Genomic DNA, 24,217 nt, shown 5'->3' on the forward strand with positions numbered 1-24,217 from the left:
GGCGCGGATGTTTGGCTGGGATGTATGGGTACAGACAGGGACACGACGGAGGATTCAGTGAGCGATGGGGCGGCAGTGACCGGGGTGTCTTCGGCGGGGACGCCTTCGACCGGGATGCCTTCGACCGGGATCTCTTCAGTGGCGGCGCCTTCGGGTGGGGCTTCGGCGACCGGGGCGCCTTCGGGTGGGGCGCCTTCGGCGGGCGGGGGCGAGTCCGGCTCCGATCGCGTGGCGCGGCGCGACGATGCCGTCCGGGCCGCCGTGGAGCATGGACTGCTGGGGCCCGAGGCCCCCATCATCGCCCTCCTCGACGTTCCCGGCATCAAGGCCTCGGTGGCGGAACTGCGGGCCGCCTTCGACGCGGTGACGGCGCCGGGCACACCCGTGCTGCACGCCTTCGCGGTGAAGGCGACCCCGCTGGTGCCCGTACTGCGGCTGCTGCACGAGCACGGCATCGGCGCGGAGGTCGCGAGCCCCGGCGAGCTCGCCCTCGCACGGGCGGCCGGCGTGCCGCCCTCCGAGACCGTGCTCGACTCACCCGCCAAGACGATCGCCGAACTGCGCGAGGCGCTGGCACTTGGCATCGCCGTCAACGCGGACAACCCGCAGGAGCTGGATCGCATCGACGACCTGGTCGGGGACCTGCCCGACGGGCCGAACGGCGGTCCCGCGGGATCACCGCTACACCCCCGCTCCCCCATCGGAATCCGCGTGAACCCGCAGGTCGGCGGGGGTTCCATCGAGGCGTTGTCCACGGCGACGGCAACCTCGAAGTTCGGGGTCGCGCTGCGCGACGAGGGCGCCCGGGAGTGGATCGTCCAGGCGTACGCCGACCGGCCGTGGCTGACCCGGCTGCACGCGCACACCGGATCGCAGGGCATTCCGCTCTCACTGATGGCACGGGGGATCGCGGAGACGTACGCGCTTGCCGAGGAGATCAACCGGCGTGTCGGGCGGCAGCAGATCGACACGCTCGACATCGGCGGCGGACTGCCGGTCAACTTCGGCTCCGACGTCACGACCCCGACGTACGCGCAGTACGCACGGCTGCTCGCCGAGGCGGTGCCGGGGCTCTTCGACGGGCGGTACGGGCTGGTCACCGAGTTCGGGCGGTCGCTGCTGGCCAAGCACGGGACCGTGGTCGCGCGGGTCGAGTACGCGAAGTCCGCCGGAGGCCGGCCGGTCGCGGTCACGCACGCCGGGGTGCAGATCGCGACCCGCACGGTGTACGCGCCCGGGTCCTGGCCGCTGCGGATCGCCGCGTACGACGCGTTGGGGTACCCCAAGGCGGGGCCGGACGTCGTCCAGGACATCGCGGGGCCCGCCTGTTTCGCGGGCGACCTGCTCGCCGAGGGGCGCGCGCTCCCGCTGCTCGAACAGGGCGACTACGCGGCGGCGTTGGACACGGGCGCGTACTACTTCGCCCACCATTACGCGTACAACTCCCTGGCCCGGCCGGGCGTTTACGGCTTCGCGTCGGTCGAGGGCGGGAACCGCGACGGCGGCAGGAGTACGGACGTGCGGTTCGCGGTCGTACGGGAGCCGCAGGGCGTCGAGGAGATCGTCGCCGAGTCGGGCGGCGCGCGGCCGACAGCGCTCACGGCGCTGTAGCACCCGGCACCCGGCGGCACCCGGCGCCCCGAAATAGAACACGGCGTGCCTGGCCTCGCCGCGCACCCCTGTGGACCTGCGAGCGCCCTCCGGTGCGCCTTCACAACGCTCTCACCAGCATCCGAACAGCGCCAAGAGGGCTGAAAATATGGTCAGTTGACCCACCTTAGCCACCGCGCGCATGTTCCACAGGAAAATGCCAGATCCCTCACCCGTAGCGCACACGTTGCGTAACTTCGGCGTCACTCGGCCGAACCCTTTGGCGGGAGGGGATACGTGGTGCCCGGAATCGACGAGTGCCTACTGGAAGCCATGCGACTGCCCGGTGCCCGGGGCGCCGCGGTGGTCGACTGGACCAGCGGGCTGGCCCTGGGCACGGTCGGGGACGCCCCGGGCGGTGACCACGAGACGACCGCGGCGGAAGCGGCCGAGCTCGCCCGGCTCGCCGCGGAGCACAAGGCGTTCGCCCCGTCCGACGGGTCCGACTGGTCCGAGCAGGAGACCCCGGTCGAGGACCTGATCGTCAGCAACCGTGACAGCTACCACCTGCTGCGGTTCGTCAGGACCACGTTCGACAGCAGCGTGTTCCTGCATCTGTGGCTGGACCGGGCGGACGGCAATCTCGCGCTGGCCCGGATCCGGCTCGGTGAGATGGCAGGACGGCTGGTGCTGGGATGACGACGGTCAGAACACCGCCCGCACTCGAACTCGCCGTGCGCAAGGACAGCGGCCAAGACCACGACAAGCACAACGACACCAACACCAGCACCGACACCGACACCGACACCGACAGGGCGGCGGTCCCCGTCGGCCTCTCGCCCATGCTCAGCCGACTCGCCGCCGAGCGGGCCACCGGCGTGCTGGTGCGTGAGCGCGGGGTGCTCTACCTCTGTGACGGCGAGGTCGTGCACGCCGAGAGCCCCGCCACCCCCTCGCTCGACGTGCTGCTCACCGCGCGCGGAGTGCTGGCGGCCGAGTCCTGGCGGGAGGCGGTCGCCGAGGCCGGGGCGCGGCGGCGGGTCGGGCGGTTCCTGGTCGAGCGCGGCCGGATCGCCGAGGGCGCGCTGGAGCTGTGCCATCTCGGGGCGCTGTACGACGCGGCGTACTTCGTGCTGGGGCCGAGCAGCACTCCGGCCCGGTTCCGGTACGGGGCCGCGCACTGGCTCGGTCCGGTGCGTCCCGTGTCCGTGGCCGCGGTGGAGCGTGAGACGCTGCGCCGCCGCCAGCTGCTGCACCGGGTCTGGCCCGACCCGGCGACGGACACCGCCCCGTTGGCGCGCGCCCGGCGCGCCGCCGAGCCGTCGGTCCCCCTGCGCCAGTGGGCCGTGCTCGGCCGGGTGGACGGTCTGCGGACCGCGTCGGACATCTCGCTCGCCCTGGGGCGGCCCGCGTTCCACACCCTCGTCGACGTCCGCCGGCTGGCCGCGGCCGGGTTCGTCACGGCGGCGAACGCGCCGGAGCGTGCGCCGTTGCCCAAGGTGCTCACCCAGTCTTCCGCCGATCCCGACGTCGCGTTGTTGCGCCGGCTCCGAGACGCGCTGGAGGCCCTGTGATCCGCGCGCTGCGACAGCGTGCCGAGAGGAGACTGCTGATGGCGGCGGAACCCGAAGTCCTCGACGAGCTGCACCGGTTGAGGGCCCGCGTGCCCCAGTTGACCGGTGCGCTGGCGGCCAGCGTCGACGGACTCGTACTCGCCCACGACACGCCCGGAGTGGAGCCCGAGGGCGTGGCCGCGCTCACCGCGGCCGCGCTGGGGGTGGCCGTGCGGATGGCGGACGCCACCGGGCAGGGCGAGTTCCGCGAACTGCTGGTGCGCGGCGTCGACGGCTATGTGGCGACGTACGCGGCGGGCGGCTCCGCCGTGCTGACGCTGCTGGCCCAGGACCGGGTCAATGTCGGCCGGCTGCATCTGGAGGGGCGCCGTTCCGGCACCCGGATCGGCGAGCTCGTGGAGGCCGCGACGGCGCGCGGTGAACCGGTCGCCCCGGCGCGGGCTCCCGCGCGGCCCGCCTCCATGCCGACGCGCACCCGTACGGCGCGCGGCACGCCCCGCACGCCCCCGACCCCCACCCCCAACACCCCCACCACATCGGAAAGCTGACCGAAGAGTCGGACCGAGAGTCGGACCGAAAAGTCGGGCCGACAACCCGAAAGGAAGAACCACACCATGACCAACACCGAAACCGCGCTGAAGGAAGCACTCGCCTCCATCGAGGGTGCGACCGGAGCCGCCCTCGTCGACTACACCAGCGGAATGGCGCTGGGCACGATCGGCGGCAGCAAGGGCTTCGACCTCACCGTGGCGGCGGCCGGCAACACCGACGTGGTCCGCGCCAAGATCCGCACCATGGAGCACCTCGGGCTGAAGGGCGAGATCGAGGACATCCTGATCACGCTGTCCGACCAGTACCACCTGATCCGGCTGATCAAGGGGCGCGGCGGCAACGGGCTCTTCCTGTACTTGGTCCTCGACGCCAAGCGGTCCAACCTGGCGATGGCCCGGCACCAGCTGAAGAGGATCGAGGCGGACCTCGAGGTGTAGCGACCCCCAGTCGCCGCCTCGGGTCAGCGGCGTCGCGCTCCGCCGGGCGCGGCGTCGCCGGCCGCCACTCCGGTGCTCCGGCAGGCCTTGACCGGCTTTCCGGCGGGAGCACCGGCACGTCGGCCGAGCCAGTCGACGCGCACCCAGATCAGCGCCTCCTCGGCGCGTTCCCGGCGCCCGAGCCAGCCGGCCTTCAGCCACAGCCCGACGCCCGCACCGGCGAGCAGCATGCCGCCCGCGGCGGGCACCGCGAAGGAGCTGCCGAGCGCGGCCACGAAGGCGAGCAGCAGCCACCAGCGATGGCCCCGGCGCCAGTTGCGTACCGTCACGGCCCGGTCCTGGAGCACGTCCTGCTTGCTCGCGCGTGCGGCCGAGCGGACGAGTGCGGCGTACCGCTTCCTGCGGGTGTACGCCACCACGACCGCCGCGAGGATGAACAGCGCGGCCCCGGCCATGACCCCGATCCGGCGTCCGGTCAGCCCCGGCAACAGCACCCCGATACCGGCCGCGAACACCCCGAACCACCACAGTGGTGCCGCCCCGGCTCTCACCACGACGGCCACCCGAGCCAGGCCCTGTCCTCCGCGCGCCACGTTCTCCGCCTCCCGTGCTTGCGTCTTCGGCTGCTTGCGTCTTCAGCGTCTTTGGGCGCGCACGCTAACGAGCGAAGGTGAGACGAGTCTGAGAAGCGGGGCCACTCCACCGAACCGTGACTGCTCCGCCGAACCCCGACCCCCGCATGGGACCGCGGCTACTCCACGAACAGGCCCCTGGCCGCCGCCCGCGCGTCGAACTCCTCCAGCCGCGTCTGGGCGTCCGGGATGTCGTCGCACATCGCTTCCAGAAGGACGCGCCCGAGGAGCATCGGGGAGCAGGCCGTGTCGAAGGCGAGCCCGGTGCCGACGGCGGCGGGCAGGAGCAGGTCCGAAACCTTGGCGACCGGCGCGAACGCGGAGTCCGCGACCGTCACCACCGTCAGCCCGGCCCCCTTGGCGTAGGCGAGCGAGTCCACGACCTCGCGCGGGTGGCGGGGCAGCGCGAAGCAGAGCAGGGCGGTGGCTCCGGCGTGCACGGCCGCGTCGATGCGGTCGTGCAGCATGGTGCCGCCCTCGTGCAGCAGCCGTACGTCCGGGTGGACCTTGGCGGCGAAGTACGCGAAGCCGTACGCCTGGGAGGCGGCGGCGCGCAGTCCGAGCACCGGGAGCGGACGGGAGGCGGCGAGCAGCCGTCCGGCGCGCTGCACCGGGCGCGGGTCGGCGAGCACCTCGGCGAGGTGCTTCAGGTTCTCGATCTCGGCCTCGACGGCCTGCTGGTACTCGTTGTACGAGCCCGGGGTCGCCGACTGTTCGGTGGGCGCGACCTCGCGCAGGTGCTTGCGCAGCGCCGGGTAGCCGTCGAAGCCGAGCGCGACCGCGAAGCGGGTGACTGAGGGCTGGCTGACCCCGGCGAGTTCGGCGAGTTCGACGCTGGAGAGGAACGGCACGTCGGCGGCGCTGCGCACCATGCTGTGCGCGATGCGCCGCTGGGTGGGCGTCAGCCGGTGCCCCTCGAAGAGCGCCTGCAGCCGCCCGGCGGGACTGTCCATCACACTCTCGTCGGCATTCACGCCGGCCTTCACGTCGGCCTTCACCCCGGCCTTCGCCTCCGCGCTCACGTCCATGCTCCTGTCCACGCTCATGACTCGCTCCCCCTCCAGATGTCCGTGAACCGGTCGAGCAGCGCGGCCGCCGCCGTCACGTCGTCCGTCAGCGGCCGGTCGGTCTGGTCCAGGCCGAGCACGGACTCGGCCAGTTCCATCGCCCGTCCGACCGGCAGCTCCGGGTCGGGCCGCAGATCGCGCTGGCGCAGCGCCCGTACGGCGGAGACCAGTTCGCAGCCCACGACGAGACGGTAGGCACCGCACGCCCGCAGTGTCTGCCGTGCGGCGAGCGAGGCGAAGCTCGCCTGTTCCTCGACGCCCCGGGAGAGTACAGCGTGGCCGAGCGAGGCGGGCGCGGAGAAGGCGCGCAGGTCGCCGAGGGCGGCCGCGGCGGCGTACTCCAGGATCATCACGCCGGAGGACGCGGGCTCGTGGTCGGCGAGGAAGGGGCGCAGGCGGGTGTAGGCGGGTTCGTTGAGGGTGGAGAGCCGGGAGGTCGACAGCCGCGCCACCTGTGTGACGGCGAGTCTGAAGTGGTCGAGGGCGAGGGCGAGTTGGGCCTGGTAGAAGCCGCCGTGGTGGTACGCGGCCATGTCCTCGGGCGAGATGAGGGGGTTCTCGGCGGCGGCGTTGATCTCGACGACCAGGACCTCTTCGAGGGCGTCCGCGGCGTCCTGCGCGGGCCCGTGGATCTGCGGGACGCACCGGAAGCCGTACGGGTCCTGGATCCGCCCGAGCGGCGGGGTGGGCCGGTCCGCCGCTCCGATCAACTCCCGCATCCGACGGGCCACTTCGGCCGAGCCCTTGTGCGGGCGCGCGGCGTGCACGGGTGCCGCGTACGCCTCGTGCGATCCGTCGACGGCCAGCAGTGACAGCGCGGCGACGACCTGTGTGGCCTCGATCAGCCCCCGCAGCTCGTCCAGGGCGAGCGCGGACTGCCCGAGGGTGAGGGCGTTGCTGCTGATGAGGGCGAGGGCGTCGTTGTTGTCGAGGGGCTGGGGTTCGGGGGGCAGTCCCTGCCCGACGGACGACACCTCCTCCCCGAAGGACGCCACCCTCTCCCCGAGACCGAGCGGCGACAGCCCCTGGGCCTGGACCGACGGAGCCTGTACCTGGGGCGGCGCACCCTGCTCCGGGGACCGCGACTCGGACGGTACGGCCGACACGGACGACGTCCGTGAGCCGTCCGGCCCCCGCCAGGGATGCTCCCCCACCAGCGCCAGCCCCACCTGGGCCAGCGCCGCGATGTCCCCCGTACCCACCGACCCGAACTCGTTCACGACCGGGTACGCGCCGGTCTCCAGGGCCTCGCACAGAGCCGTGACGACGGTGGGCCGCAGGCCCGCTCCGCCCGCCAGGAGCTGGTTGGCGCGGACGGCGAGCATGGCCCGAACCTGGCGGGCGGGGAGCTCCTCGCCGATGGCACCGGCGTGGCTGCGCAGCAGGCGCAGGCCGTGCTCGGCGGCGGCCTCGGTCGGCACGTCCTCGTTCCGGTTGGCGCCGACGCCGGTGGAGCGCCCGTAGACGCGACCGGTGGCGGCGATCTGCCGGGCGGCGTCCCAGGACTGCTCGACGCGCTTCATCGCCTCGGTGCCGGGAACGGGCCGTGCGGCCCCGTCGGCGAGCCGCACGATGTCGGCGACACCGGTGCTGCACCCGTCGAGCACCACCAGACCGGCGGTGAGACCGGCCACCACCGCACGCGGCGTGTCCGCATTCCGAGACGACATAGAGCTCAAACTCCCCTCAATCCCGACATTGGATCTTGCCTGGCGGTCATAAGTAACCAGCGATTAACACCGGACCGTTGACAACCTATTCAGGTACAGAGAACTCTGCATGACGATATGCAGACCGGGCAAGGGACACCTCATGATCCAGTTCGACACGGTCCACAAGCGCTTCCCCAACGGCACCACCGCAGTCCACGACCTCTCTCTGGAGATGCCGGAAGGCGGCGTGACCGTCCTCGTCGGATCTTCCGGTTGCGGTAAGACCACCACCCTGCGGATGATCAACCGGATGGTCGATCCGACCTCCGGCACCATCCGCGTCGGCGGCAAGGACGTCCTCGAGCAGGACGCGGCCGAACTGCGCCGTTCCATCGGTTACGTCATCCAGCAGGCCGGCCTCTTCCCGCACCGCACGGTGCTCGACAACATCGCCACCGTGCCGCTGCTGCTGGGCTGGGGCCGCAAGAAGGCCAGGGCGCGGGCGGCCGAGCTCCTGGAGACCGTCGGTCTCGCCGCCGACGCCGGCAAGCGCTACCCGCACCAGCTCTCCGGCGGCCAGCAGCAGCGCGTCGGCGTGGCCCGCGCGCTCGCCGCCGACCCGCCCGTCCTGCTCATGGACGAGCCCTTCGGCGCGGTCGACCCGGTCGTCCGCACCCAGCTCCAGGACGAACTGCTCCGCCTCCAGAAGGAGCTCAGCAAGACCATCGTCTTCGTCACCCACGACATCGACGAGGCCGTCCGGCTCGGCGACCAGATCGCGATCTTCCGCACCGGCGGCCATCTGGTGCAGTGCGCGACCCCGGCCGACCTGCTCGCCCGCCCCGCGGACGACTTCGTCGCCGACTTCCTCGGCGCCGAGCGGGGCCTGAAGCTCCTCTCGCTCCAGCACCTCGCCGACGTACCGCAGGGCCCGGCCCCCGAGGGCGGCGCCTGGACCCTCGTCCTCGACGAGGCCCGCAAGCCGCGGCACTGGCGTGCGACGGCGGACGACGCCGAACTCCCCGTACGACCGCTCAAGGACACCGACTCCCTGCTGGCGGCGCTCAACGAGTCCGTCGCCTCGCCCACCGGACTGGTGGCACGTGTGGACGCCGACGGCGTGCTCACCGGCGTCACCTCCCGCGACGACATCCATGAGCACGCGAGCAAGGCGCACGGCACCCACGGCACCGCGAGCGTGGCGATATGACCGTCGACTGGTCCTGGATAGGCGACCACACCCACGACCTCGCCTCCCTCGCCCTCTCCCACCTCCAGGCCGCGCTGCTGGCCGTCTTCTTCGGCCTGCTGATCTCTCTCCCGCTGGCCGTCGTGGCCCACCGGGTGCGCGCCCTGCGCGGCGTCCTCCTCGGCCTCTCGAACGTCCTGTTCACGATCCCGTCGATCGCGATCTTCGTCCTCCTGCTCCCGGTGAGCGGCCTGACCCGCACCACCACGGTCATCGGCCTGACGGTCTACACCCTGGTCGTCCTGCTCCGGAACACGGTCGAGGGCCTCGACTCGGTCCCCGTGAAGACCAAGGAAGCCGCCAAGGCGATGGGCACCCGCCCGCTGCGGACCCTGCTCACCGTCGAACTCCCGCTCGCCCTCCCCGTGATCATGGCGGGCGTGCGGATCGCGACGGTCATGTCGATCTCCCTGGTCTCCGTCGCCACCTACATCGGCGACGGTGGACTCGGCCAGCTCTTCACGGACGGCTTCCAGCGCAACTTCCCGACGCCGGTGATCGTCGGCGTGGTCCTGACCCTGCTGCTCGCGCTGGTCGCGGACGCGCTGCTGGTCGCGATCCAGTACGTACTCACTCCGTGGACGAGGCGGCGAGCCTGACATGTACGAACTCTTCAAGAACCTCGCCAAGTGGCTGGTCAGCGGCGATCAGTGGGCCGGCACCGACGGCATCGCGCACCGCATCGCGGAGCACCTGGAGTACTCGCTCCTCGCCACGCTCATCGCGGCCGCGATCGCGCTGCCGCTGGGCCTGCTGATCGGTCACACCGGCAAGGGAGCGTTCCTCGCCATCAACCTGTCCTCCTTCGGCCGCGCGCTGCCGACCGTGGGCCTGGTCGTCCTGGTCTTCCTGGTCAGCGGCCTGTCCCTGTGGTCGGTGTACGTGGCCCTTGTCGTCCTCGCGGTACCGGCCATCGTCACCAACACCTACGCCGGCATGAGCGCCGTCGACCCGGAGGTCAAGGACGCGGCGCGCGGGCAGGGCATGCGCGGCCACCAGGTCCTCTTCCAGGTCGAGATCCCGCTCGCCCTCCCCCTGATCATGACGGGCCTGCGTCTCTCCCTCATCCAGGTGGTGTCGACCGCCACGATCGCCGCGTACGTCAGCTTCGGCGGCCTCGGCCGGTACGTCTTCGACGGCCTGGCGCAGCGCGACCTCGTCCAGGTCCTCGGCGGGGCGGCGCTGGTCGCGATCGTCGCCGTCGTGCTCGACCTCGCGCTGGCCGGACTCCAGCGCTACCTGTTCCGTCACCGCCGTACCGCCGCCCACTGAGGAGCCGAAGAACCATGAACCGTAGGACTCTGCTCGGCGGCCTCTTCGCCGCGGCCTCCGTCCCCGCCCTGGCCGCATGCAGCAGCGGCATCACCTCGCTGGACGGTTCCGGCGGCGGCAGCGGCGGCGGATCCGGATCCAGCGCCGGCGGCGTGACCATCGGCACCGCCAACTTCACCGAGAACCAGATCCTCGGCTACCTGTACGCGGGTGTCCTGGGAGCCGCGGGCATCAAGACGAAGGTCCGCCCCAACCTCGGCTCGCGCGAGATCGTCGTGCCCGCGCTGGAGGGCGGCGACATCGACCTCCTCCCCGAGTACCAGGGCAGTCTGCTCCTGTACCTGGACGCGAAGGCCACGGACACCGAGGCCGGCGCGATGCAGAACACGCTGACGACCGTGCTCCCCGGCGGCCTCGAAGTCCTCCCCTACGCGGCGGCCGAGGACCGCGACAGCTTCGCCGTCACCAAGGAGACGGCGGCCAAGTACGGTCTGACCTCCCTCGCCGACCTGCGCAAGGCCAACGGCAAACTGGTCCTGGGTGCCGCCGCCGAGATGAAGAAGCGGGTCGTCGGTGTGGTGGGCCTCAAGGACCGCTACGGGGTGGAGTTCAAGGAGTTCAAGTCCCTCGACTCCTCGGGCCCGTTGGTCAAGGGCGCCCTGAAGAAGGGCGACATCGACGTCGCCAACGTCTTCACCACGGACGTGGACGTCATCGAGAACGGCTGGGTCGTCCTCACCGACCCCCTCAACCTGATCCCCTCCCAGCACATCGTCCCCCTCATCGCCTCCCGCAAGGCCGACGCGAAGGTCCGCAAGGCCCTGGCCACCCTCGGCAACGTCCTCACCTCCGATGAACTGACCAAGCTCAACCGCCTGGTGGACAAGGAGAAGAAGGACCCGGACGCGGTGGCGAACGCGTGGCTGAAGAGCAAGAAGCTGGCGTGATTCCCTCCCTTGGGGCTGCGCCCCAGACCCAGTGGGTGGTTCTTCGGCCGCGGGTGGGCGGGGGCTGGTCGCGCAGTTCCCCGCGCCCCTAAAAGCCCCGGGTTCGTCCGGCATTCGAGGGCGAGGCCAAAGGCCGTGCCTCTCTCGCCCCGGCCCACGTCTTCAGCCCGTCCGGCGTTTGAGGACGAGGCCGTTCAGGCCGTGCGGGGGTCCAGGGGGCGCAGCGCCCCTGGCGGGGGGTCTGGGGGCGGAGCCCTCAGGTAGGGATGGGACGGGTGGGGGCGGCGGGGGCGAAACCCTTGTGGGGTTACACCCGGACCGCTGAGCCCCGTTCGCTCATCGTCGGCGCGCACAGGATCCGCTTCTTCCGGACCCGTTTACCCTCGATCGCCGCGACGGTCAGGCGTGCGGCCTCCGCGGCGATCTCCGGGAGGCCCCAGTCCACCGTGGTCAGCGGTGGGGTGAGGACCCGGGACACGGGGTGGTCGTCGAAGCCGACCACGGAGATGTCCCGGCCGACGGAGAGCGAGGCCTCGGCGGCGGCGGCGTACACCCCGTACGCCAGTGAGTCGGAGAAGCAGAAGACGGCGGTCGCGGGCCGGGGCCCGTCCAGGAGGCGTCGGGCGACGACCGTGGCCTCGCCCAACTCCTGCGGACAGGGGACCAGTTCGGCACGCAGCCCGAGCCGTTCGGCGGCCTCGCGGACGTACACGTCGGCGGGCCGGTCCGGCGTGCTCGGCCGGGTCGGGGTCAGCACGGTCACCCGGCGATGACCGAGCCCGTACAGATATTCCAGGACCGAGTCGATGCCGGCCCGGTTGTCGAAGATGACCTGCCCGGCGGTACGGGCCGTGCTGAGCGAGTCGCCGACGGCCACCACCGGCAACGCCTCGGCGATCGCCGCCCACCCCTCGGCCGAGGGGTTCACCGGCGACACCAGCAGTGCGTCGACACGCTGGTCGCGCAGCTGCTTGGCGAGCTTCAGCTCACGGTCGGGGTCACCGCCCGCGTCGAGGATCAGCGCGTAGCGGTCGCCGGCCAGCAGCTCCCGGCCGATGGCGGCCATCAGCTGCTGCTGCCAGAGGTCCTGGAGGTCGCCCGCGAGGACACCGACCATGCTGGTGCGACCGCTGGCGAGGGCGCGGGCGATGGGGTCCGCCTCGTAGCCGAGGTCGGCGGCGGCCTTGCGCACCCGTTCCTCGGTCTCCTTCGAGACGTGCTTGCCACGCAGGGCGTAGGAGACGGCGGCGGTGGAGAGGCCCGTGGCCTCGGCCACCTCCCGGAGGGTGGTGCGCTTATTGGGCCTGGCCATGCCGGGAAGCCTACCGGGACGCGTCCACATTGTGGGCGCACGGCCCGGCCGGCCCCTGGCCGATCCTCCGGCCGACCCCCGCCTGACCCCCGCCCGCACCCCGCCTCCACCCCCGCCCGCGCCCCGTCCGCACCCCATTCCCGCCCCGTCCGCACGCTTGACGCCCCCTTGTTAACCGCTTAAGTTAATCGCATCAGTGAAGCGCTTAACCTCAGTACACCCAGCAAGGACCGCCGCGTGCCCACCGACGTCCACCAGCACATCTGGCCGCCCGCCTTCATCGAGCTGCTGCGCGCCCGCACCGCACCGCCGTACCTCGACGGCTGGACCCTGCACCTGGCGGGCGAGCCGCCGTACGAGGTCGACCCGGCCGACCACGACGTCACGGCCCGCACCGCGCTCGCCCACGCCGACGGCCTGGACCTGGCCCTGGTCTCCCTCTCCAGCCCGCTCGGCATCGAACACCTGCCGTCCGCCGAGGCCGCCCCGCTGCTCGCCGCCTTCCACGACGGCGCCCTCGCGCTCCCGGCCCCCTTCGGCGTCTGGGCCTCGGCCTGCCTGGCGGAACCGGACACAGACCCGGACGCGGTCGAGCGCGAACTCCGCCGGGGCTGCGCGGGCCTCCAGCTCCCCGCCACCGCCCTGCTGGACGCGGCCGGCTGGGACTTCTGCGCGCCCCTCCTCGACGTCCTCACCCGCCACGACAAGCCGCTGTTCGTCCACCCGGGCACGGCCCCGCCCACCCCCGGCACCCCGCCCTGGTGGCCCGCGCTGGTCCCGTACGTCCACCAGATGCACGCGTCCTGGTTCGCCTTCCGCGCCTTCGGCCGCGCCCGTCACCCCCGTCTGCGCGTCTGTTTCGCCGCCCTCGCGGGCCTCGCCCCGCTGCACGGCGAACGGTTCGCGGCGCGCGGCGGCGGGCGTGGCGAGGTCGACTTCGACGCCTTCTACGAGACCTCGTCGTACGGGACGCGCGCCGTGGACGCGCTGGTGCGGGCCGTCGGCATCGACGTGGTCGTCAGCGGCAGCGACCGCCCCTACGCCTCCCCCACCGTCCCCGACCTCGGCGCGGCCGCCGCCGTCCACGCCCTGCGCACCGCCAACCCCGCCCGCCTCCTGAAGGGAGCCACCCCATGACGTACGAGGCCCTGCCGGACCGCACGCTCGACAAGCGCGAGCTCCAGGCCCTCGTCGACGACCTCGCCACCCGTCCCGAACTCTGGCGCGAACAGGTCGCGTTCTCCGACGAGGAGCGGCACTACGCGTCGCTGTACCGCGACGAGTACGTCGATGTCTGGCTGCTGTGCTGGACCCGGCGCAACGACACCGGCTGGCACGACCACGACATCTCCTCCGGCGCGGTCGGCGTCGTGCAGGGCGCGCTGACCGAGTCCAATCCGCGCATCGGCGGCAGCCATCTGTCCGTCACCGTCGGCACGGGCGAGTCCTTCTGCTTCGGTCCCGAGCACATCCACCGTCTCACCGGCGCCACCGACGACGCGGTGTCGATCCACGCGTACTCGCCGCCGCTGTGGCGCCTGGGCCAGTACGACATCACCGAAGACGGCCTGATGCGCCGGATCTCCGTCTCGTACGCGGACGAACTGCGGCCCCTGGACCTCCCCGCGGACAGCTCCGCCGCCGGATCAAGGGGCGGTATCCGGGCAGCGATGATCTGACGACGATTCCATCAAGGATCACCAAATCGACACTCAGGGTGAGCGTGCGTGTGCGTACGGTGATGGGGCGCTACAAGCACAACTCCTGGGGGAGCGTCATGCCCTCGAACCGCAGGGCCTTTCTGGCGGCGACCACCGCCTCCGTACTCACCACCACCGCGTCGACTCCGGCCGCGGCCGCGCCCCGCTCCCGGCCTACGTCCGCCCGCGCGGCGCTCGACGAACTCCTCGCGGGCAACCGGCGGTACGCCGCCGGACGTCCCCGTCATCCGCACGAGGAGCGCGCCCGGCGGCATGTCCTCGCCGCCGGGCAGCACCCGTTCGCGGTCGTCGTCGGCTGCATCGACTCCCGCGTCCCGCCCGAGCTGGTCTTCGACCAGGGGATCGGGGACCTGCTCTGCATAAGGACCGCAGGGCAGGTGCTCGACGAGGCGGTCCTCGCGTCCGTCCAGTACGGGGTGGAGGAGCTGGGCGTCCCCCTCGTCCTGGTACTGGGGCACGAGCGCTGCGGGGCCGTCGCGGCGACGCTCGAACACCTCCGTACCGGGGCGCCCGTGCCCGGCCATCTCGGCCTTCTGGTGGACGAGATCACGCCCGCGGCGCTCCGTACCCGGGCGGTGCCCGGGGACTGGGCCGACCACACCGTGCGGGCGCACGCGGCCTGGGTCCGGGACGCGATCCGGGCGGACCCGGCCTTCACTCCTGCGCATGTGGCCGCCGCGCGGTTCGACCTCGACTCCAGCCTGGTCACCCTCCTCCCCTAGAACGTGTCCGGCGGATGTCGGGTCTCACGGCGGTCGACGCGACCGGCGCGCTCGGGGCACTGGCCCCGGCTGCGCCACCGGGGGTGCAGCCCAGCCCCGACAGGGGGGCTATCCCCAGTGCCACGGGGGCCGTCGCTCCCTAACCTGGACAGCATGACCGGTAGGGAAGCGGGCGGCGACGCCGAACTGAAGAAGGAACTCGACGCCACCCTGCACGCACGCAGGGAGTTGGGCGAGGAATACGAGTCCGCGCTCGTCGACTCGTTCCTGGAGAAGGTCGAACAGCGCCTCGACGGCGCGGTGGACCGCCGGGTACGACGGCAGCTGGCCGAGCAGCAGATGGTGGTGGCCCGCGGTACGCGCTCCCCGGAGGGGACGTCGGATTCGTGGGGGGAGCGCTTCGGCTTCGGGATCGTGTCACTGGTCCTGGCGGTCCCGCTGTCCGCGATCGGCGGCGGTGTGGCGCATCTGTCCGGCCTGTTGGTCGCCTGGGCCGGCATCGTGGGCGTCAACGTGGTCCAGGCCGCGCGCGTCACCCCGAACTTCTTCGGCCGCCGCCGGGGCAAGTCGGGCTCCGACTGGGAGGACTAGGCCTAGGTCCTGTCCGGCGGATCATGCCGCGGACGCGGGGCCTGGAGCGCGGTACTTCGGCGTGCATGTGGAAAGGGCCCGGCACCTGTGACAGGTGCCGGGCCCTCTCCACGTGTTGCGCGGGGACCGCCGCACCCCCGTTACCGGGGGGCGGGACGACGGCGGTCCCCGCGAGGGACGCGGGCCGGGTCAGGGCCGGGCTTGCGCGTCCGTGGCGTCCATGGAGGTCCGGGAGCCGCTCCGGAGGTCCTTGGCGCCGTTTTGGCGTCGGCCGAGGCGGGGAGCCGCTCCCGCCCTGCCGACACCCACTAATGTGCCGGACCCGTGTTAAGCGGGTGCTGCGCGGACGTGACGCGCTCGTACCACTTCCGCGAAGTTCCCTGCCGAAAGGCAGGAAGATCCCCCTCAGGAGGGGAACTTCGGGAAATATCCTCCTGCCACCTGCGGAAATCGCCCTGACCGGCGCCTTCCTGCCCGCGGGACGCCCATCGGCTCCTACTGCTTGGCGCCGCCCTTGGCGAGGAAGGACAGCAGGTCCTGGCGGCTGACGACACCGGTGGGCTTGCCCTCGACGAGCACGATCGCCGCGTCGGCGCTGCCGAGCACGGACATCAGGTCGCCGACCGGTTCGCCGGAGCCGACCTGCGGCAGCGGCGCCGACATGTGCTTCTCCAGCGGGTCCTGCAACGAGGCGCGCTGGGTGAACAGGGCGTCGAGCAGCTCCCGTTCGACGACCGACCCGACGACCTCGGCGGCCATCACGTCCGGGTGACCGGCGCCCGGCTTGACGATCGGCATCTGCGAGACGCCGTACTCGCGCAGCACCTCGATGGCCTCGCCGACCGTCTCGTCCGGGTGCATGTGGACGAGGGAGGGGATGGTGCCGCCCGCCTTGTCGTTCAGGACGTCAGCGACGCGCGCGCTCGGGCCGGAGTCCTCCAGGAACCCGTAGTCGGCCATCCACTCGTCGTTGAAGATCTTGCTGAGGTAACCGCGCCCGCTGTCGGGGAGCAGCACGACCACGACGTCGTCGGGTCCGAGCCGCTCGGCCACCCGCAGCGCGGCGACCACGGCCATCCCGCAGGAGCCGCCGACCAGCAGCCCCTCCTCCTTCGCGAGCCGCCGCGTCATCTGGAAGGAGTCCTTGTCGGACACGGCCACGATCTCGTCGGCGACCGTCCGGTCGTAGGCCGTCGGCCAGAAGTCCTCACCGACACCCTCGACGAGGTACGGCCGCCCGGACCCGCCGGAGTACACGGACCCCTCCGGGTCGGCGCCGACGACCTTGACCTTGCCGTCGCTCGCGTCCTTCAGATAGCGCCCGGTCCCGGAGATCGTGCCGCCGGTGCCGACGCCCGCCACGAAATGGGTGATCTTCCCCTCCGTCTGCTCCCACAGCTCGGGGCCGGTGGAGTGATAGTGCGAGAGGGGGTTGTTCGGGTTGGAGTACTGGTCGGGCTTCCAGGCGCCGGGCGTCTCACGGACCAGCCGGTCGGAGACGTTGTAGTACGAGTCCGGGTGCTCCGGGTCGACGGCCGTGGGGCAGACGACGACCTCGGCGCCGTACGCCCGCAGCACGTTGATCTTGTCGGTGCTCACCTTGTCGGGGCAGACGAAGATGCACTTGTAGCCCTTCTGCTGGGCCACGATGGCCAGCCCGACCCCGGTGTTTCCGCTGGTCGGCTCGACGATCGTGCCGCCGGGCTTGAGGGCCCCGCTCTCCTCCGCGGCCTCGATCATGCGCAGGGCGATGCGGTCCTTCACGGACCCGCCGGGGTTGAAGTACTCGACCTTCGCCAGGACGGTCGCCTGGATGCCCCCGGTCACGTTGTTGAGCCTCACCAGCGGGGTGTTGCCGACGAGACTGATCATCGAGTCGTGGAATTGCACCGTTGTCTCCGGAGCTGCGTTTTAACAGGAATGGTCCCGTCAGCCTAAGGCCCTGGGTGACGGTTCACTCGCCGTTGAGATTGGCCGACCTGCTCCACGGGGCAAGCAGTGGTTGTACGGCTACGAGGAGGTGGCGGCGACGTATGTCGAGCTTGTCGAGGGCGAGGGTGGCACGGCGGATCGCGGCGGGCGCGGCGTACGGCGGCGGCGGGATCGGGCTGGTCGGTGCCGCGGCGGTCGGGGTGGTGCTGGCCGAGGTGCAGCTGGCGAAGCGCCATGTGGGCAACGGGCACGCGCACGCGCCCCGCGCCGACGGTCTCTACGGGTACGCGTACGCCGTGCAGGACGGGCCGCCGCTGCGGCTGACCATGCTGGGTGACTCGACGGCGGCCGGGCAGGGCGTGCACCGGGCCCGCCAGACGCCCGGCGCGCTGCTGGCGTCCGGGCTCGCCGCGGTCGCCGAACGCCCCGTCGAGATGCGCAACGTCGCGCTGCCCGGCGCCCAGTCCGACGACCTCGACCGGCAGGTCGCGGTCGCCCTCGCGGACACCTCGCGGGTGCCGGACGTCTGCGTGATCATGATCGGCGCCAACGATGTCACCCACCGGATGCCGCCGACACGGTCGGTCCGCCATCTGTCGGCCGCGGTGCGACGGCTGCGTACGGCGGGGGCGGAGGTCGTCGTCGGGACCTGCCCCGACCTGGGCACGGTCGAGCAGGTCCAGCAGCCGCTGCGCTGGCTGGCCCGCCGCGCCTCGCGCCAGCTCGCCGCCGCGCAGACGATCGGCGCGGTCGAGCAGGGCGGCCGTACCGTCTCGCTGGGCGACCTGCTGGGCCCCGAGTTCGAGGCGAATCCGCGCGAGCTGTTCGGCCCCGACAACTACCACCCCTCGGCGGAGGGGTACGCGACGGCGGCGATGGCCGTCCTGCCCACCGTCTGCGCGGCGCTGGGCCTCTGGCCGGCCGAGGAGGAACGCCCGGACGTCTCCCGTCGCGAGGGCTTCCTGCCGGTCGCGCGGGCCGCGGCGGAGGCGGCGTCCGAGCCGGGCACGGAGGTCACGGCTGCCATGCCCACGGGGCCGCGGGGCCCGTGGGCCCTCCTCAAGCGCCGTCGGCGCCGGCGCGTCCCCGCCACGGACCCGGCTCCCGCGCCGACCCCGTCCGCGTGAGACACCGGGCGCCGTCGGGGGTGCGTCCTGCCGCCGCGGGCGCGTGGGGGCTGGTCGCGCGGTTCCCCGCGCCCCCCAGGGCGGGGCGTCGCCCCGATTCCCCGCCCGGCCGACACTCTTCGGCTGCCGGCCGGTGGGGGCTTGGCGCGCAGTTCCCCGCGCCCCTGAGACGGGGCTGCGCCCCGGGTTCTCGCGCGCCTGAACGTCTCGCGCGGCCAGAGCGAGGAAAGCAAGCGCTTAGAAATGCGGTCCTAGTCACACCGCCGGAGCGGTGACCCGGGCGGTACGGGCGGGTAACTTCCCAAGCAGCCCCGCCCGTCCACCCCATAGCGCCCATGGAGCCGTGATGCCCGAAGCCGTGATCGTCTCGACCGCCCGTTCCCCCATCGGCCGCGCTTTCAAGGGCTCCCTCAAGGACCTCCGCCCGGACGACCTCACCGCCACGATCATTCAGGCCGCCCTCGCCAAGGTCCCCGAGCTGGACCCCAAGGACATCGACGACCTGATGCTCGGCTGCGGCCTCCCCGGCGGCGAGCAGGGCAACAACCTCGGCCGCATCGTCGCCGTGCAGATGGGCATGGACCACCTCCCGGGCTGCACCATCACCCGTTACTGTTCCTCGTCCCTCCAGACGAGCCGCATGGCCCTGCACGCCATCAAGGCCGGCGAGGGCGACGTCTTCATCTCGGCCGGCGTCGAGCTGGTCTCCCGCTTCACCAAGGGCAACTCCGACTCCCTCCCCGACACACACAACCCCTTCTTCGCGGAGGCCGAGGCCCGCACCGAGGCCGTGGCCCAGTCCGAGGGCTCGACCTGGCACGACCCGCGCGAGGACGGCCTCGTCCCGGACGCCTACATCGCGATGGGCCAGACCGCCGAGAACCTCGCTCGTATCAAGGGCGTCACCCGCCAGGACATGGACGAGTTCGGCGTCCGCTCCCAGAACCTCGCCGAGGAAGCCATCAAGAACGGCTTCTGGGAGCGTGAGATCACCCCGGTCACCACCCCCGACGGCACGGTCGTCAGCAAGGACGACGGCCCGCGCGCGGGCGTGACGCTGGAGGGCGTGCAGGGCCTCAAGCCCGTCTTCCGCCCCGACGGCATGGTCACGGCCGCCAACTGCTGCCCCCTCAACGACGGCGCCGCCGCCCTCGTGATCATGTCCGACACGAAGGCCCGCGAGCTCGGCCTCACCCCGCTCGCCCGCATCGTGTCGACCGGCGTCACCGGTCTCTCCCCCGAGATCATGGGCCTCGGCCCGGTGGAGGCCAGCAAGCAGGCCCTCCAGCGCGCCGGCCTGACCGTCGACGACATCGACCTCTTCGAGATCAACGAGGCCTTCGCCGCCCAGGTGATCCCCTCCTACCGCGACCTGAACATCCCGCTGGAGAAGCTGAACGTGAACGGCGGCGCCATCGCCGTCGGCCACCCCTTCGGCATGACCGGCGCCCGCATCACCGGCACGCTCATCAACTCCCTCCAGTTCCACGACAAGCAGTTCGGCCTGGAGACGATGTGCGTGGGCGGCGGCCAGGGCATGGCGATGGTCATCGAGCGCCTCAGCTAGTTCCGTACGGGTAACCACCGCCGAGCCCAGCGTGACCGAATCGGCCCAGAGCCCGGTAACCACCGGGACTCTGGGCCGATTTGTGATCCAATCCCCCCCAAGATGTGACCTATCTCCCCTCGGAGAGCTATTTACGCAGGTCAGAGCCGCTGCGCGCCTAAACCTGAGGGCCAAAGTCCTGTCCTATTCGTGACGTTACGCACTGACAGCAGGATGGTCCGCCCTTCAAGCTGATGTAGGAAGTCGGGGGGTCGACTTTGAACCGGGAGTACGTCAGTGAGCGCCATGCCGATTGCTTTGCTGCTCACCACCGCCGCGACCGCGGTCGTGGGCGTCGCCGTTCTGCGCACCCTGCAGGGTCTGCGCCGGCAGATCGCGGCCCTGCACAACGAGCTGGCCGAGAGCCGCGCCACGACCGCCGCGCACGGCCTCGTACCGGCGGCGCGCTCGGCCGCGGACACGGACGAGATACGCGCTGCCGTCACCGAGGCACTCGCCGAGGAGCGGGAGCGGGAGCTCGCCGAGGCGCGGGCGTTCTGGGCCGCCCAGGAGGCGCGTGACGCCTCGGACGCGCCCTCGCTGCTCGGTCTGCCCGACAGCGAACTGTTCATGCCCCGCGAGTCGGACTTCGTGAGCCTGGAGCCCCTGGAGCCGGTCACCGAGGCGGGCCTCGACGCCGACGAGTACGCGGGTGACTCGCCCGAACTGGCCGCGGCCCGCCGCCGTCACCCCTCGCACCCGGACTTCGTCCCGGTCCAGTCACCCGTCGTGAACGACCACGAGCGCACGGTGTCCTGCCTGGAGGAGCTCGCCGAGTCCCGCACGGAGCTGGCGGACGTCCGCCCCGGCCCGCTCGGCACCCTCGACGTCTACGTCTTCGCCGACGGTACGACCCTGTGCATGACCCCCGGCCACCGCGAAACCGCGGAACGGCTGGCCGCTGCCCTGCGCGCCGGTGAAACCCCGGTCCTCCTCGGCGGCTCCGGCATCTCCGGCGCCTACGCCCTGACCTTCGCCTGCGGCGAGGAGAACATCTACATCTTGGCGGACAGGGTCATAGCGTCTCTGTAAGTCCCCTGTGGGTCCCCGTAGCCCCTGTGGGTCCCTGTAGGCAGATCCCTGTAGGCAGGTCCCCGCAAGGTCACTGCAGGTCCCTGTCCGGCGTCACACCCCGGCTCTCTTCTGCGCCTCCTCCACCAGCACCACCGCCTCCGCCAGCTCCTTCTCGTCCCTCAGGACGACCGCCAGATCATGCGCCGCGACGGTGATTTGATCGGCGACGGCGAACATCCCCGCGTCCGGCATCTCGAAAGGCTCCGCCGCGGGGTCCTCCACACGCTGCGCCCACCGCGCCAACTCCCTGGCCAGCCCCAGCGCCTCCGCGGCGGCCCCCCGTTGCAGGCGACTCTGCGGGGCGGCCCGCAACCGGTCGGCGAAGTGGTCCACGGCTCGGGTCAGCGGCGTCGTATCAAGCACGCCGCGAGACTACGCGCCGCGACGGGACTGTTGCCAACAACCGAACCCTCAGGCACCGTGGCGTGAAGGACCGGCTTACACCCCATTGCGTCCGGAGGCGCCGATGTCCCAAGTGTTCTCCCAGGAGACCCACCGCAATCTGCTCGCCCGCATTCCCCACTGCACCGGTCGTGAAGTCTCCGACTGGCTGCGCACCGTCGACGAAGGCCCCGCCCTCTTCCGCTTCGAGGAGAAGGTCAGTTGGCTCCGCGCCGAGCACAACCTCGCGTACGGCCACGCCAAGGCGATCATTCATGAGTACGACTTGAGGAGGGCCGCGCGCAAACTGCTCTGAGCGCGCACCACCAGGACCAGGCATCCCCCATGGCAAAGGGCCCGCGAACCGTCGGTTCGCGGGCCCTTCAGGTCGGTCACCGGCCCGTTCGGCCGATGGGCTCGGCTAGTCGTCGCCGCTGAAGATGGCGACCAGCCGCAGCATCTCGACGTAGATCCACACGAGGGTCATGGTCAGGCCGAACGCGGCCAGCCAGGCCTCCTCCTTCGGCGCGCCGTACGCGATGCCGTCCTCGATCTGCTTGAAGTCGAGGGTCAGGAAGAACGCGCCGATCAGGATCGCCAGGATGCCGACGATCGCGCCCAGCGGGCCCATGCTGCGCAGTCCGCCGTCGCTCGCGACGCCGAAGACGACGAGCAGCAGGTTGACCGCCGTGACGACCACGAAGGCGATCGCGATGGTCATACCGATGCGTGCGTACCGCGCGGTCACACGGACCCAGCCCGCCTTGTAGACGAGGAGGGTCGCTCCGGAGACCGCCATGGTGCCGAGCACGGCCTGGAAGGGCGCGCCGCTCCACCGGCTGTTGTACATCTCGCTGATGACCCCGAGGAAGACGCCCTCGAAGGCGGCGTAACCGAGGATCAGCGCGGGCGAGGCCGTGCGCTTGAAGGACTGCACCATCGCGAGGACGAACGCGACGAGCGCGGCGCCGATGGCCAGCCCGTAACTGGTGCTGGACACCGGAAGCAGCGCCCAGGCGAGGATCGCGCCCACGGTGACGGTGCCGAGCGTCATGGCCGAGCGCATGACGACGTCGTCCATCGTCATCCGGCCGGTGGAGACCGGGGCCTGCGGCGGTGCGCCGTGCTGCAGGTCCTGCTGGGCGTAAGGGTTCTGCGCGTAGGGGTTGCCACCCTGCGCGTACGGATTGGCCTGCGTGCCGACAGCGGGTCCCCCGGCCTGCGGCGCCGCGTTGAATCCCGCGTAGCCGTTGTCGCGGCTGAACCCCCGTCGCGAGAAGACCGGGTTGCTGCTCCTCATCTCACTCCTCCATGGCCACCGTGCGTGGCCTTGGCTCAAGGGTAATGGGTAGGCAAAGGATTGACCCTACTGCTTGGGGAGGATCTTTCCCTCACGCTGCCAAGGTACGCGTGTGTCTCCCGGCCCGCGCGCACTGGTACCAAGCCGTGACAGGCCCCTTACGCCCTAGCCTGGCGGGGTCTCGGGACTCTGCGGCGATCAATCCAGAGGAAACCCGGTGTAACCCTCCGCCAGGTCCGCCTCGGCCGCCCGCGAGGCGGCGATCCGGCGCAGCCGGGCCAGCTGGACGCGGTCCTCGAAGGGGGTCGCGTCCGGGGCGCGGTGCAGCAGGATGGTCATGTCGTACGAGAACCGCTCGGCCTGCCAGACGCGGCGCAGACAGGTCTCGGAGTACGCGTCGAGACGTTCCGCCGATCCGGTCTCCTCCAGGTGGACCAACGCGCGGGCGAACGTCACCACGTCACCGACGGCGAGGTTGAGTCCCTTGGCGCCGGTCGGCGGAACGATGTGGGCGGCGTCCCCGGCGAGGAAAAGCCGCCCGTGCCGCATGGGCTCGTGGACGTAACTGCGCATCGGGGTGACGGACTTGGAGGTGATGGCCCCGCGCTCCAGACTCCACCCGTCGGCGGTCTCGAGGCGCCGCTCCAGCTCGTCCCAGATCTCCTCGTCCGCCCACGAACCGGCGTCCGTGCCCTCGGGCACCTGGAGGTAGAGCCGGGAGACCGCGGGCGAGCGCATGCTGAGCAGGGCGAAGCCGCGGTCGTGGCGGGCGTAGACCAGTTCGTCGTGGGAGGGCGGCACGTCGGCGAGGATCCCGAGCCAGCCGAAGGGGTACGTCCGTTCGAACACACGGGAGTGCTCGGCGGGTATCGCCTGCCGGGCCACCCCCCAGAAGCCGTCGCAGCCAACGACGTAATCGCACTCCAACACGTCCTCGCGCCCCTCGTGCCGGAAGCGGACCCGCGGCCGCTCGCTCTGCACCCCCTCCACCGCCAGCGCCTCGGCCTCGAAGAGCAGCGGGCCGCCCTCCTTGAGCTGGAGCGCGATGAGGTCCTTGCAGACCTCCGTCTGGGCGTACACCATCACGGAGCTGCCGCCGGTCAGGGCGGGGAAGTCGACCCGGTGCCGCTCCCGCGCGAACCGCAGCTCGATCCCGTCGTGCCGCAGCCCCTCCCGGTCCATCCGCCCGCCGGCCCCGGCGGCCCGCAGCACGTCCACCGTCCCCTGCTCCAGGATCCCGGCGCGCTGGCGCTGCTCGACGTACGCCCGGTCGCGGCTCTCCAGCACTACGGAGTCGATCCCCGCGTTGTGCAGCAACCGCGCCAGCAGCAGGCCGGCCGGCCCGGCTCCGATGATTCCGACGGTGGTACGCATCCGGCACGCCCCTTCGCGTTCCGCTCAACCCGCAGCGCGGCTTGTTCGCCCAGCGCTTGCTCGTCCAGCACCTGTTCGCCTGGTGAAAATTACTTCACCATTTAC

Annotated in this window: 25 protein-coding genes; 17 read left to right on the plus strand and 8 right to left on the minus strand. The window is 71.6% G+C overall.

Translation table 11 applies throughout. The features are described from left to right. Window positions 1-114: 114 nt before the first annotated feature. The 5 genes from ACFZDJ_RS40170 (at window position 115) to ACFZDJ_RS40190 (ending at window position 4,153) form a co-directional block, all read left to right on the plus strand. Window positions 115-1,611, plus strand: coding sequence for a diaminopimelate decarboxylase (locus tag ACFZDJ_RS40170; protein WP_391066569.1), 1,497 nt, complete (start codon window positions 115-117; stop codon window positions 1,609-1,611). A gap of 279 nt (window positions 1,612-1,890) precedes the next feature. Continuing rightward, on the plus strand, window positions 1,891-2,289 hold the full coding sequence (locus tag ACFZDJ_RS40175; RefSeq protein WP_054236907.1) for a hypothetical protein: 399 nt from the start codon (window positions 1,891-1,893) through the stop codon (window positions 2,287-2,289). Window positions 2,290-2,432: 143 nt separating this feature from the next. Further along, complete coding sequence (locus ACFZDJ_RS40180) at window positions 2,433-3,164, plus strand: transcriptional regulator (RefSeq protein ID WP_385383618.1); 732 nt, start codon at window positions 2,433-2,435, stop codon at window positions 3,162-3,164. A gap of 38 nt (window positions 3,165-3,202) precedes the next feature. Beyond that, on the plus strand, window positions 3,203-3,712 hold the full coding sequence (locus tag ACFZDJ_RS40185) for a roadblock/LC7 domain-containing protein (RefSeq protein ID WP_384908321.1): 510 nt from the start codon (window positions 3,203-3,205) through the stop codon (window positions 3,710-3,712). 66 nt (window positions 3,713-3,778) lie between these two features. Next, complete coding sequence (locus ACFZDJ_RS40190; RefSeq protein ID WP_054231414.1) at window positions 3,779-4,153, plus strand: hypothetical protein; 375 nt, start codon at window positions 3,779-3,781, stop codon at window positions 4,151-4,153. Between the two features lie 23 nt (window positions 4,154-4,176). Here the strand turns inward: ACFZDJ_RS40190 and ACFZDJ_RS40195 are convergent, their stop codons facing one another. The 3 genes from ACFZDJ_RS40195 to ACFZDJ_RS40205 all read right to left on the minus strand — a co-directional run bounded on the left by ACFZDJ_RS40195 (window position 4,177) and on the right by ACFZDJ_RS40205 (window position 7,522). Next, window positions 4,177-4,746, minus strand: a complete 570-nt coding sequence (locus ACFZDJ_RS40195; protein WP_097225659.1) for a hypothetical protein — start codon at window positions 4,744-4,746, stop codon at window positions 4,177-4,179. A 158-nt stretch (window positions 4,747-4,904) separates the two neighbouring features. Further along, window positions 4,905-5,738, minus strand: coding sequence for a MurR/RpiR family transcriptional regulator (locus ACFZDJ_RS40200; protein ID WP_101408063.1), 834 nt, complete (start codon window positions 5,736-5,738; stop codon window positions 4,905-4,907). Window positions 5,739-5,827: 89 nt separating this feature from the next. Further along, window positions 5,828-7,522, minus strand: a complete 1,695-nt coding sequence (locus ACFZDJ_RS40205; RefSeq protein ID WP_391066572.1) for an aromatic amino acid lyase — start codon at window positions 7,520-7,522, stop codon at window positions 5,828-5,830. Window positions 7,523-7,664: 142 nt separating this feature from the next. On the opposite strand from ACFZDJ_RS40205, the gene ACFZDJ_RS40210 reads away from it, so the two are divergent. The 4 genes from ACFZDJ_RS40210 to ACFZDJ_RS40225 are packed head-to-tail and all read left to right on the plus strand — an operon-like array spanning window position 7,665 to window position 10,972. Beyond that, window positions 7,665-8,714, plus strand: a complete 1,050-nt coding sequence (locus ACFZDJ_RS40210; RefSeq protein ID WP_391066575.1) for an ATP-binding cassette domain-containing protein — start codon at window positions 7,665-7,667, stop codon at window positions 8,712-8,714. Further along, window positions 8,711-9,352: an ABC transporter permease gene (locus ACFZDJ_RS40215; RefSeq protein WP_168509046.1), complete on the plus strand. Its 642-nt coding sequence runs from the start codon at window positions 8,711-8,713 to the stop codon at window positions 9,350-9,352. Before ACFZDJ_RS40210 ends, ACFZDJ_RS40215 begins: the two co-directional genes overlap by 4 nt. Before the next feature lies 1 nt (window position 9,353). After that, entirely contained in the window at window positions 9,354-10,025 is a 672-nt protein-coding gene (locus tag ACFZDJ_RS40220; protein WP_060898941.1) for an ABC transporter permease, read from the plus strand. Between the two features lie 14 nt (window positions 10,026-10,039). Further along, window positions 10,040-10,972: a glycine betaine ABC transporter substrate-binding protein gene (locus tag ACFZDJ_RS40225; protein ID WP_391066579.1), complete on the plus strand. Its 933-nt coding sequence runs from the start codon at window positions 10,040-10,042 to the stop codon at window positions 10,970-10,972. A gap of 307 nt (window positions 10,973-11,279) precedes the next feature. Here ACFZDJ_RS40225 and ACFZDJ_RS40230 read toward each other — a convergent pair whose 3' ends face one another. Beyond that, a complete protein-coding gene (locus tag ACFZDJ_RS40230) occupies window positions 11,280-12,284 on the minus strand; it encodes a LacI family DNA-binding transcriptional regulator (protein ID WP_168509049.1) in 1,005 nt (334 codons plus the stop codon). A 237-nt stretch (window positions 12,285-12,521) separates the two neighbouring features. Between ACFZDJ_RS40230 and ACFZDJ_RS40235 the strand changes: the two genes are divergently transcribed. The 4 genes from ACFZDJ_RS40235 to ACFZDJ_RS40250 all read left to right on the plus strand — a co-directional run bounded on the left by ACFZDJ_RS40235 (window position 12,522) and on the right by ACFZDJ_RS40250 (window position 15,318). After that, window positions 12,522-13,421, plus strand: a complete 900-nt coding sequence (locus tag ACFZDJ_RS40235; protein ID WP_390930094.1) for an amidohydrolase — start codon at window positions 12,522-12,524, stop codon at window positions 13,419-13,421. Continuing rightward, entirely contained in the window at window positions 13,418-13,963 is a 546-nt protein-coding gene (locus ACFZDJ_RS40240; protein WP_384908304.1) for a cysteine dioxygenase, read from the plus strand. The genes ACFZDJ_RS40235 and ACFZDJ_RS40240 overlap by 4 nt, the downstream gene beginning before the upstream one ends. 98 nt (window positions 13,964-14,061) lie before the next feature. Further along, window positions 14,062-14,727, plus strand: a complete 666-nt coding sequence (locus ACFZDJ_RS40245) for a carbonic anhydrase (protein WP_391066862.1) — start codon at window positions 14,062-14,064, stop codon at window positions 14,725-14,727. A 153-nt stretch (window positions 14,728-14,880) separates the two neighbouring features. Beyond that, window positions 14,881-15,318 carry a hypothetical protein gene (locus tag ACFZDJ_RS40250; RefSeq protein WP_168492341.1) on the plus strand — a complete coding sequence of 146 codons (438 nt, stop codon included), beginning with the start codon at window positions 14,881-14,883 and terminating at the stop codon, window positions 15,316-15,318. 495 nt (window positions 15,319-15,813) lie between these two features. Here the strand turns inward: ACFZDJ_RS40250 and ACFZDJ_RS40255 are convergent, their stop codons facing one another. After that, on the minus strand, window positions 15,814-17,208 hold the full coding sequence (locus ACFZDJ_RS40255; RefSeq protein ID WP_385378860.1) for a cystathionine beta-synthase: 1,395 nt from the start codon (window positions 17,206-17,208) through the stop codon (window positions 15,814-15,816). A gap of 143 nt (window positions 17,209-17,351) precedes the next feature. Between ACFZDJ_RS40255 and ACFZDJ_RS40260 the strand changes: the two genes are divergently transcribed. The 3 genes from ACFZDJ_RS40260 (at window position 17,352) to ACFZDJ_RS40270 (ending at window position 21,015) form a co-directional block, all read left to right on the plus strand. Further along, window positions 17,352-18,377 (plus strand): SGNH/GDSL hydrolase family protein, encoded by a 1,026-nt coding sequence (locus ACFZDJ_RS40260; protein WP_211118724.1) that lies wholly within the window; start codon window positions 17,352-17,354, stop codon window positions 18,375-18,377. 346 nt (window positions 18,378-18,723) lie between these two features. Further along, window positions 18,724-19,944, plus strand: coding sequence for an acetyl-CoA C-acetyltransferase (locus tag ACFZDJ_RS40265; RefSeq protein WP_168509053.1), 1,221 nt, complete (start codon window positions 18,724-18,726; stop codon window positions 19,942-19,944). Between the two features lie 285 nt (window positions 19,945-20,229). Next, window positions 20,230-21,015 (plus strand): hypothetical protein, encoded by a 786-nt coding sequence (locus ACFZDJ_RS40270; protein ID WP_391066583.1) that lies wholly within the window; start codon window positions 20,230-20,232, stop codon window positions 21,013-21,015. A 93-nt stretch (window positions 21,016-21,108) separates the two neighbouring features. On the opposite strand, the gene ACFZDJ_RS40275 is transcribed toward ACFZDJ_RS40270, so the two are convergent. Continuing rightward, window positions 21,109-21,420 carry a hypothetical protein gene (locus tag ACFZDJ_RS40275; RefSeq protein WP_168509055.1) on the minus strand — a complete coding sequence of 104 codons (312 nt, stop codon included), beginning with the start codon at window positions 21,418-21,420 and terminating at the stop codon, window positions 21,109-21,111. Between the two features lie 103 nt (window positions 21,421-21,523). On the opposite strand from ACFZDJ_RS40275, the gene ACFZDJ_RS40280 reads away from it, so the two are divergent. Beyond that, window positions 21,524-21,754, plus strand: a complete 231-nt coding sequence (locus ACFZDJ_RS40280; RefSeq protein ID WP_054237274.1) for a DUF4287 domain-containing protein — start codon at window positions 21,524-21,526, stop codon at window positions 21,752-21,754. Window positions 21,755-21,859: 105 nt separating this feature from the next. On the opposite strand, the gene ACFZDJ_RS40285 is transcribed toward ACFZDJ_RS40280, so the two are convergent. Next, window positions 21,860-22,738, minus strand: a complete 879-nt coding sequence (locus ACFZDJ_RS40285) for a Bax inhibitor-1/YccA family protein (RefSeq protein WP_390930101.1) — start codon at window positions 22,736-22,738, stop codon at window positions 21,860-21,862. 198 nt (window positions 22,739-22,936) lie between these two features. Continuing rightward, window positions 22,937-24,112, minus strand: coding sequence for a 4-hydroxybenzoate 3-monooxygenase (locus ACFZDJ_RS40290; protein ID WP_391066586.1), 1,176 nt, complete (start codon window positions 24,110-24,112; stop codon window positions 22,937-22,939). Window positions 24,113-24,217: the final 105 nt, after the last annotated feature.

The sequence above is a fragment of the Streptomyces sp. NPDC007896 genome (assembly GCF_042959425.1).
Lineage (GTDB): Bacteria > Actinomycetota > Actinomycetes > Streptomycetales > Streptomycetaceae > Streptomyces.

What these genes read in the sequence shown, in the direction of transcription:
- ACFZDJ_RS40190 (WP_054231414.1), top strand. Translation starts at nt 3,779, where the DNA reads ATGACCAACACCGAAACCGCGCTGAAGGAAGCACTCGCCTCCATCGAG.
- ACFZDJ_RS40285 (WP_390930101.1), bottom strand. Translation starts at nt 22,738, where the DNA reads ATGAGGAGCAGCAACCCGGTCTTCTCGCGACGGGGGTTCAGCCGCGAC.
- ACFZDJ_RS40265 (WP_168509053.1), top strand. Translation starts at nt 18,724, where the DNA reads ATGCCCGAAGCCGTGATCGTCTCGACCGCCCGTTCCCCCATCGGCCGC.
- ACFZDJ_RS40215 (WP_168509046.1), top strand. Translation starts at nt 8,711, where the DNA reads ATGACCGTCGACTGGTCCTGGATAGGCGACCACACCCACGACCTCGCC.
- ACFZDJ_RS40210 (WP_391066575.1), top strand. Translation starts at nt 7,665, where the DNA reads ATGATCCAGTTCGACACGGTCCACAAGCGCTTCCCCAACGGCACCACC.
- ACFZDJ_RS40200 (WP_101408063.1), bottom strand. Translation starts at nt 5,738, where the DNA reads ATGGACAGTCCCGCCGGGCGGCTGCAGGCGCTCTTCGAGGGGCACCGG.
- ACFZDJ_RS40245 (WP_391066862.1), top strand. Translation starts at nt 14,062, where the DNA reads ATGCCCTCGAACCGCAGGGCCTTTCTGGCGGCGACCACCGCCTCCGTA.
- ACFZDJ_RS40250 (WP_168492341.1), top strand. Translation starts at nt 14,881, where the DNA reads ATGACCGGTAGGGAAGCGGGCGGCGACGCCGAACTGAAGAAGGAACTC.
- ACFZDJ_RS40220 (WP_060898941.1), top strand. Translation starts at nt 9,354, where the DNA reads ATGTACGAACTCTTCAAGAACCTCGCCAAGTGGCTGGTCAGCGGCGAT.
- ACFZDJ_RS40260 (WP_211118724.1), top strand. Translation starts at nt 17,352, where the DNA reads ATGTCGAGCTTGTCGAGGGCGAGGGTGGCACGGCGGATCGCGGCGGGC.
- ACFZDJ_RS40180 (WP_385383618.1), top strand. Translation starts at nt 2,433, where the DNA reads ATGCTCAGCCGACTCGCCGCCGAGCGGGCCACCGGCGTGCTGGTGCGT.
- ACFZDJ_RS40280 (WP_054237274.1), top strand. Translation starts at nt 21,524, where the DNA reads ATGTCCCAAGTGTTCTCCCAGGAGACCCACCGCAATCTGCTCGCCCGC.
- ACFZDJ_RS40185 (WP_384908321.1), top strand. Translation starts at nt 3,203, where the DNA reads ATGGCGGCGGAACCCGAAGTCCTCGACGAGCTGCACCGGTTGAGGGCC.
- ACFZDJ_RS40230 (WP_168509049.1), bottom strand. Translation starts at nt 12,284, where the DNA reads ATGGCCAGGCCCAATAAGCGCACCACCCTCCGGGAGGTGGCCGAGGCC.
- ACFZDJ_RS40290 (WP_391066586.1), bottom strand. Translation starts at nt 24,112, where the DNA reads ATGCGTACCACCGTCGGAATCATCGGAGCCGGGCCGGCCGGCCTGCTG.
- ACFZDJ_RS40240 (WP_384908304.1), top strand. Translation starts at nt 13,418, where the DNA reads ATGACGTACGAGGCCCTGCCGGACCGCACGCTCGACAAGCGCGAGCTC.
- ACFZDJ_RS40205 (WP_391066572.1), bottom strand. Translation starts at nt 7,522, where the DNA reads ATGTCGTCTCGGAATGCGGACACGCCGCGTGCGGTGGTGGCCGGTCTC.
- ACFZDJ_RS40225 (WP_391066579.1), top strand. Translation starts at nt 10,040, where the DNA reads ATGAACCGTAGGACTCTGCTCGGCGGCCTCTTCGCCGCGGCCTCCGTC.
- ACFZDJ_RS40170 (WP_391066569.1), top strand. Translation starts at nt 115, where the DNA reads ATGCCTTCGACCGGGATCTCTTCAGTGGCGGCGCCTTCGGGTGGGGCT.
- ACFZDJ_RS40270 (WP_391066583.1), top strand. Translation starts at nt 20,230, where the DNA reads ATGCCGATTGCTTTGCTGCTCACCACCGCCGCGACCGCGGTCGTGGGC.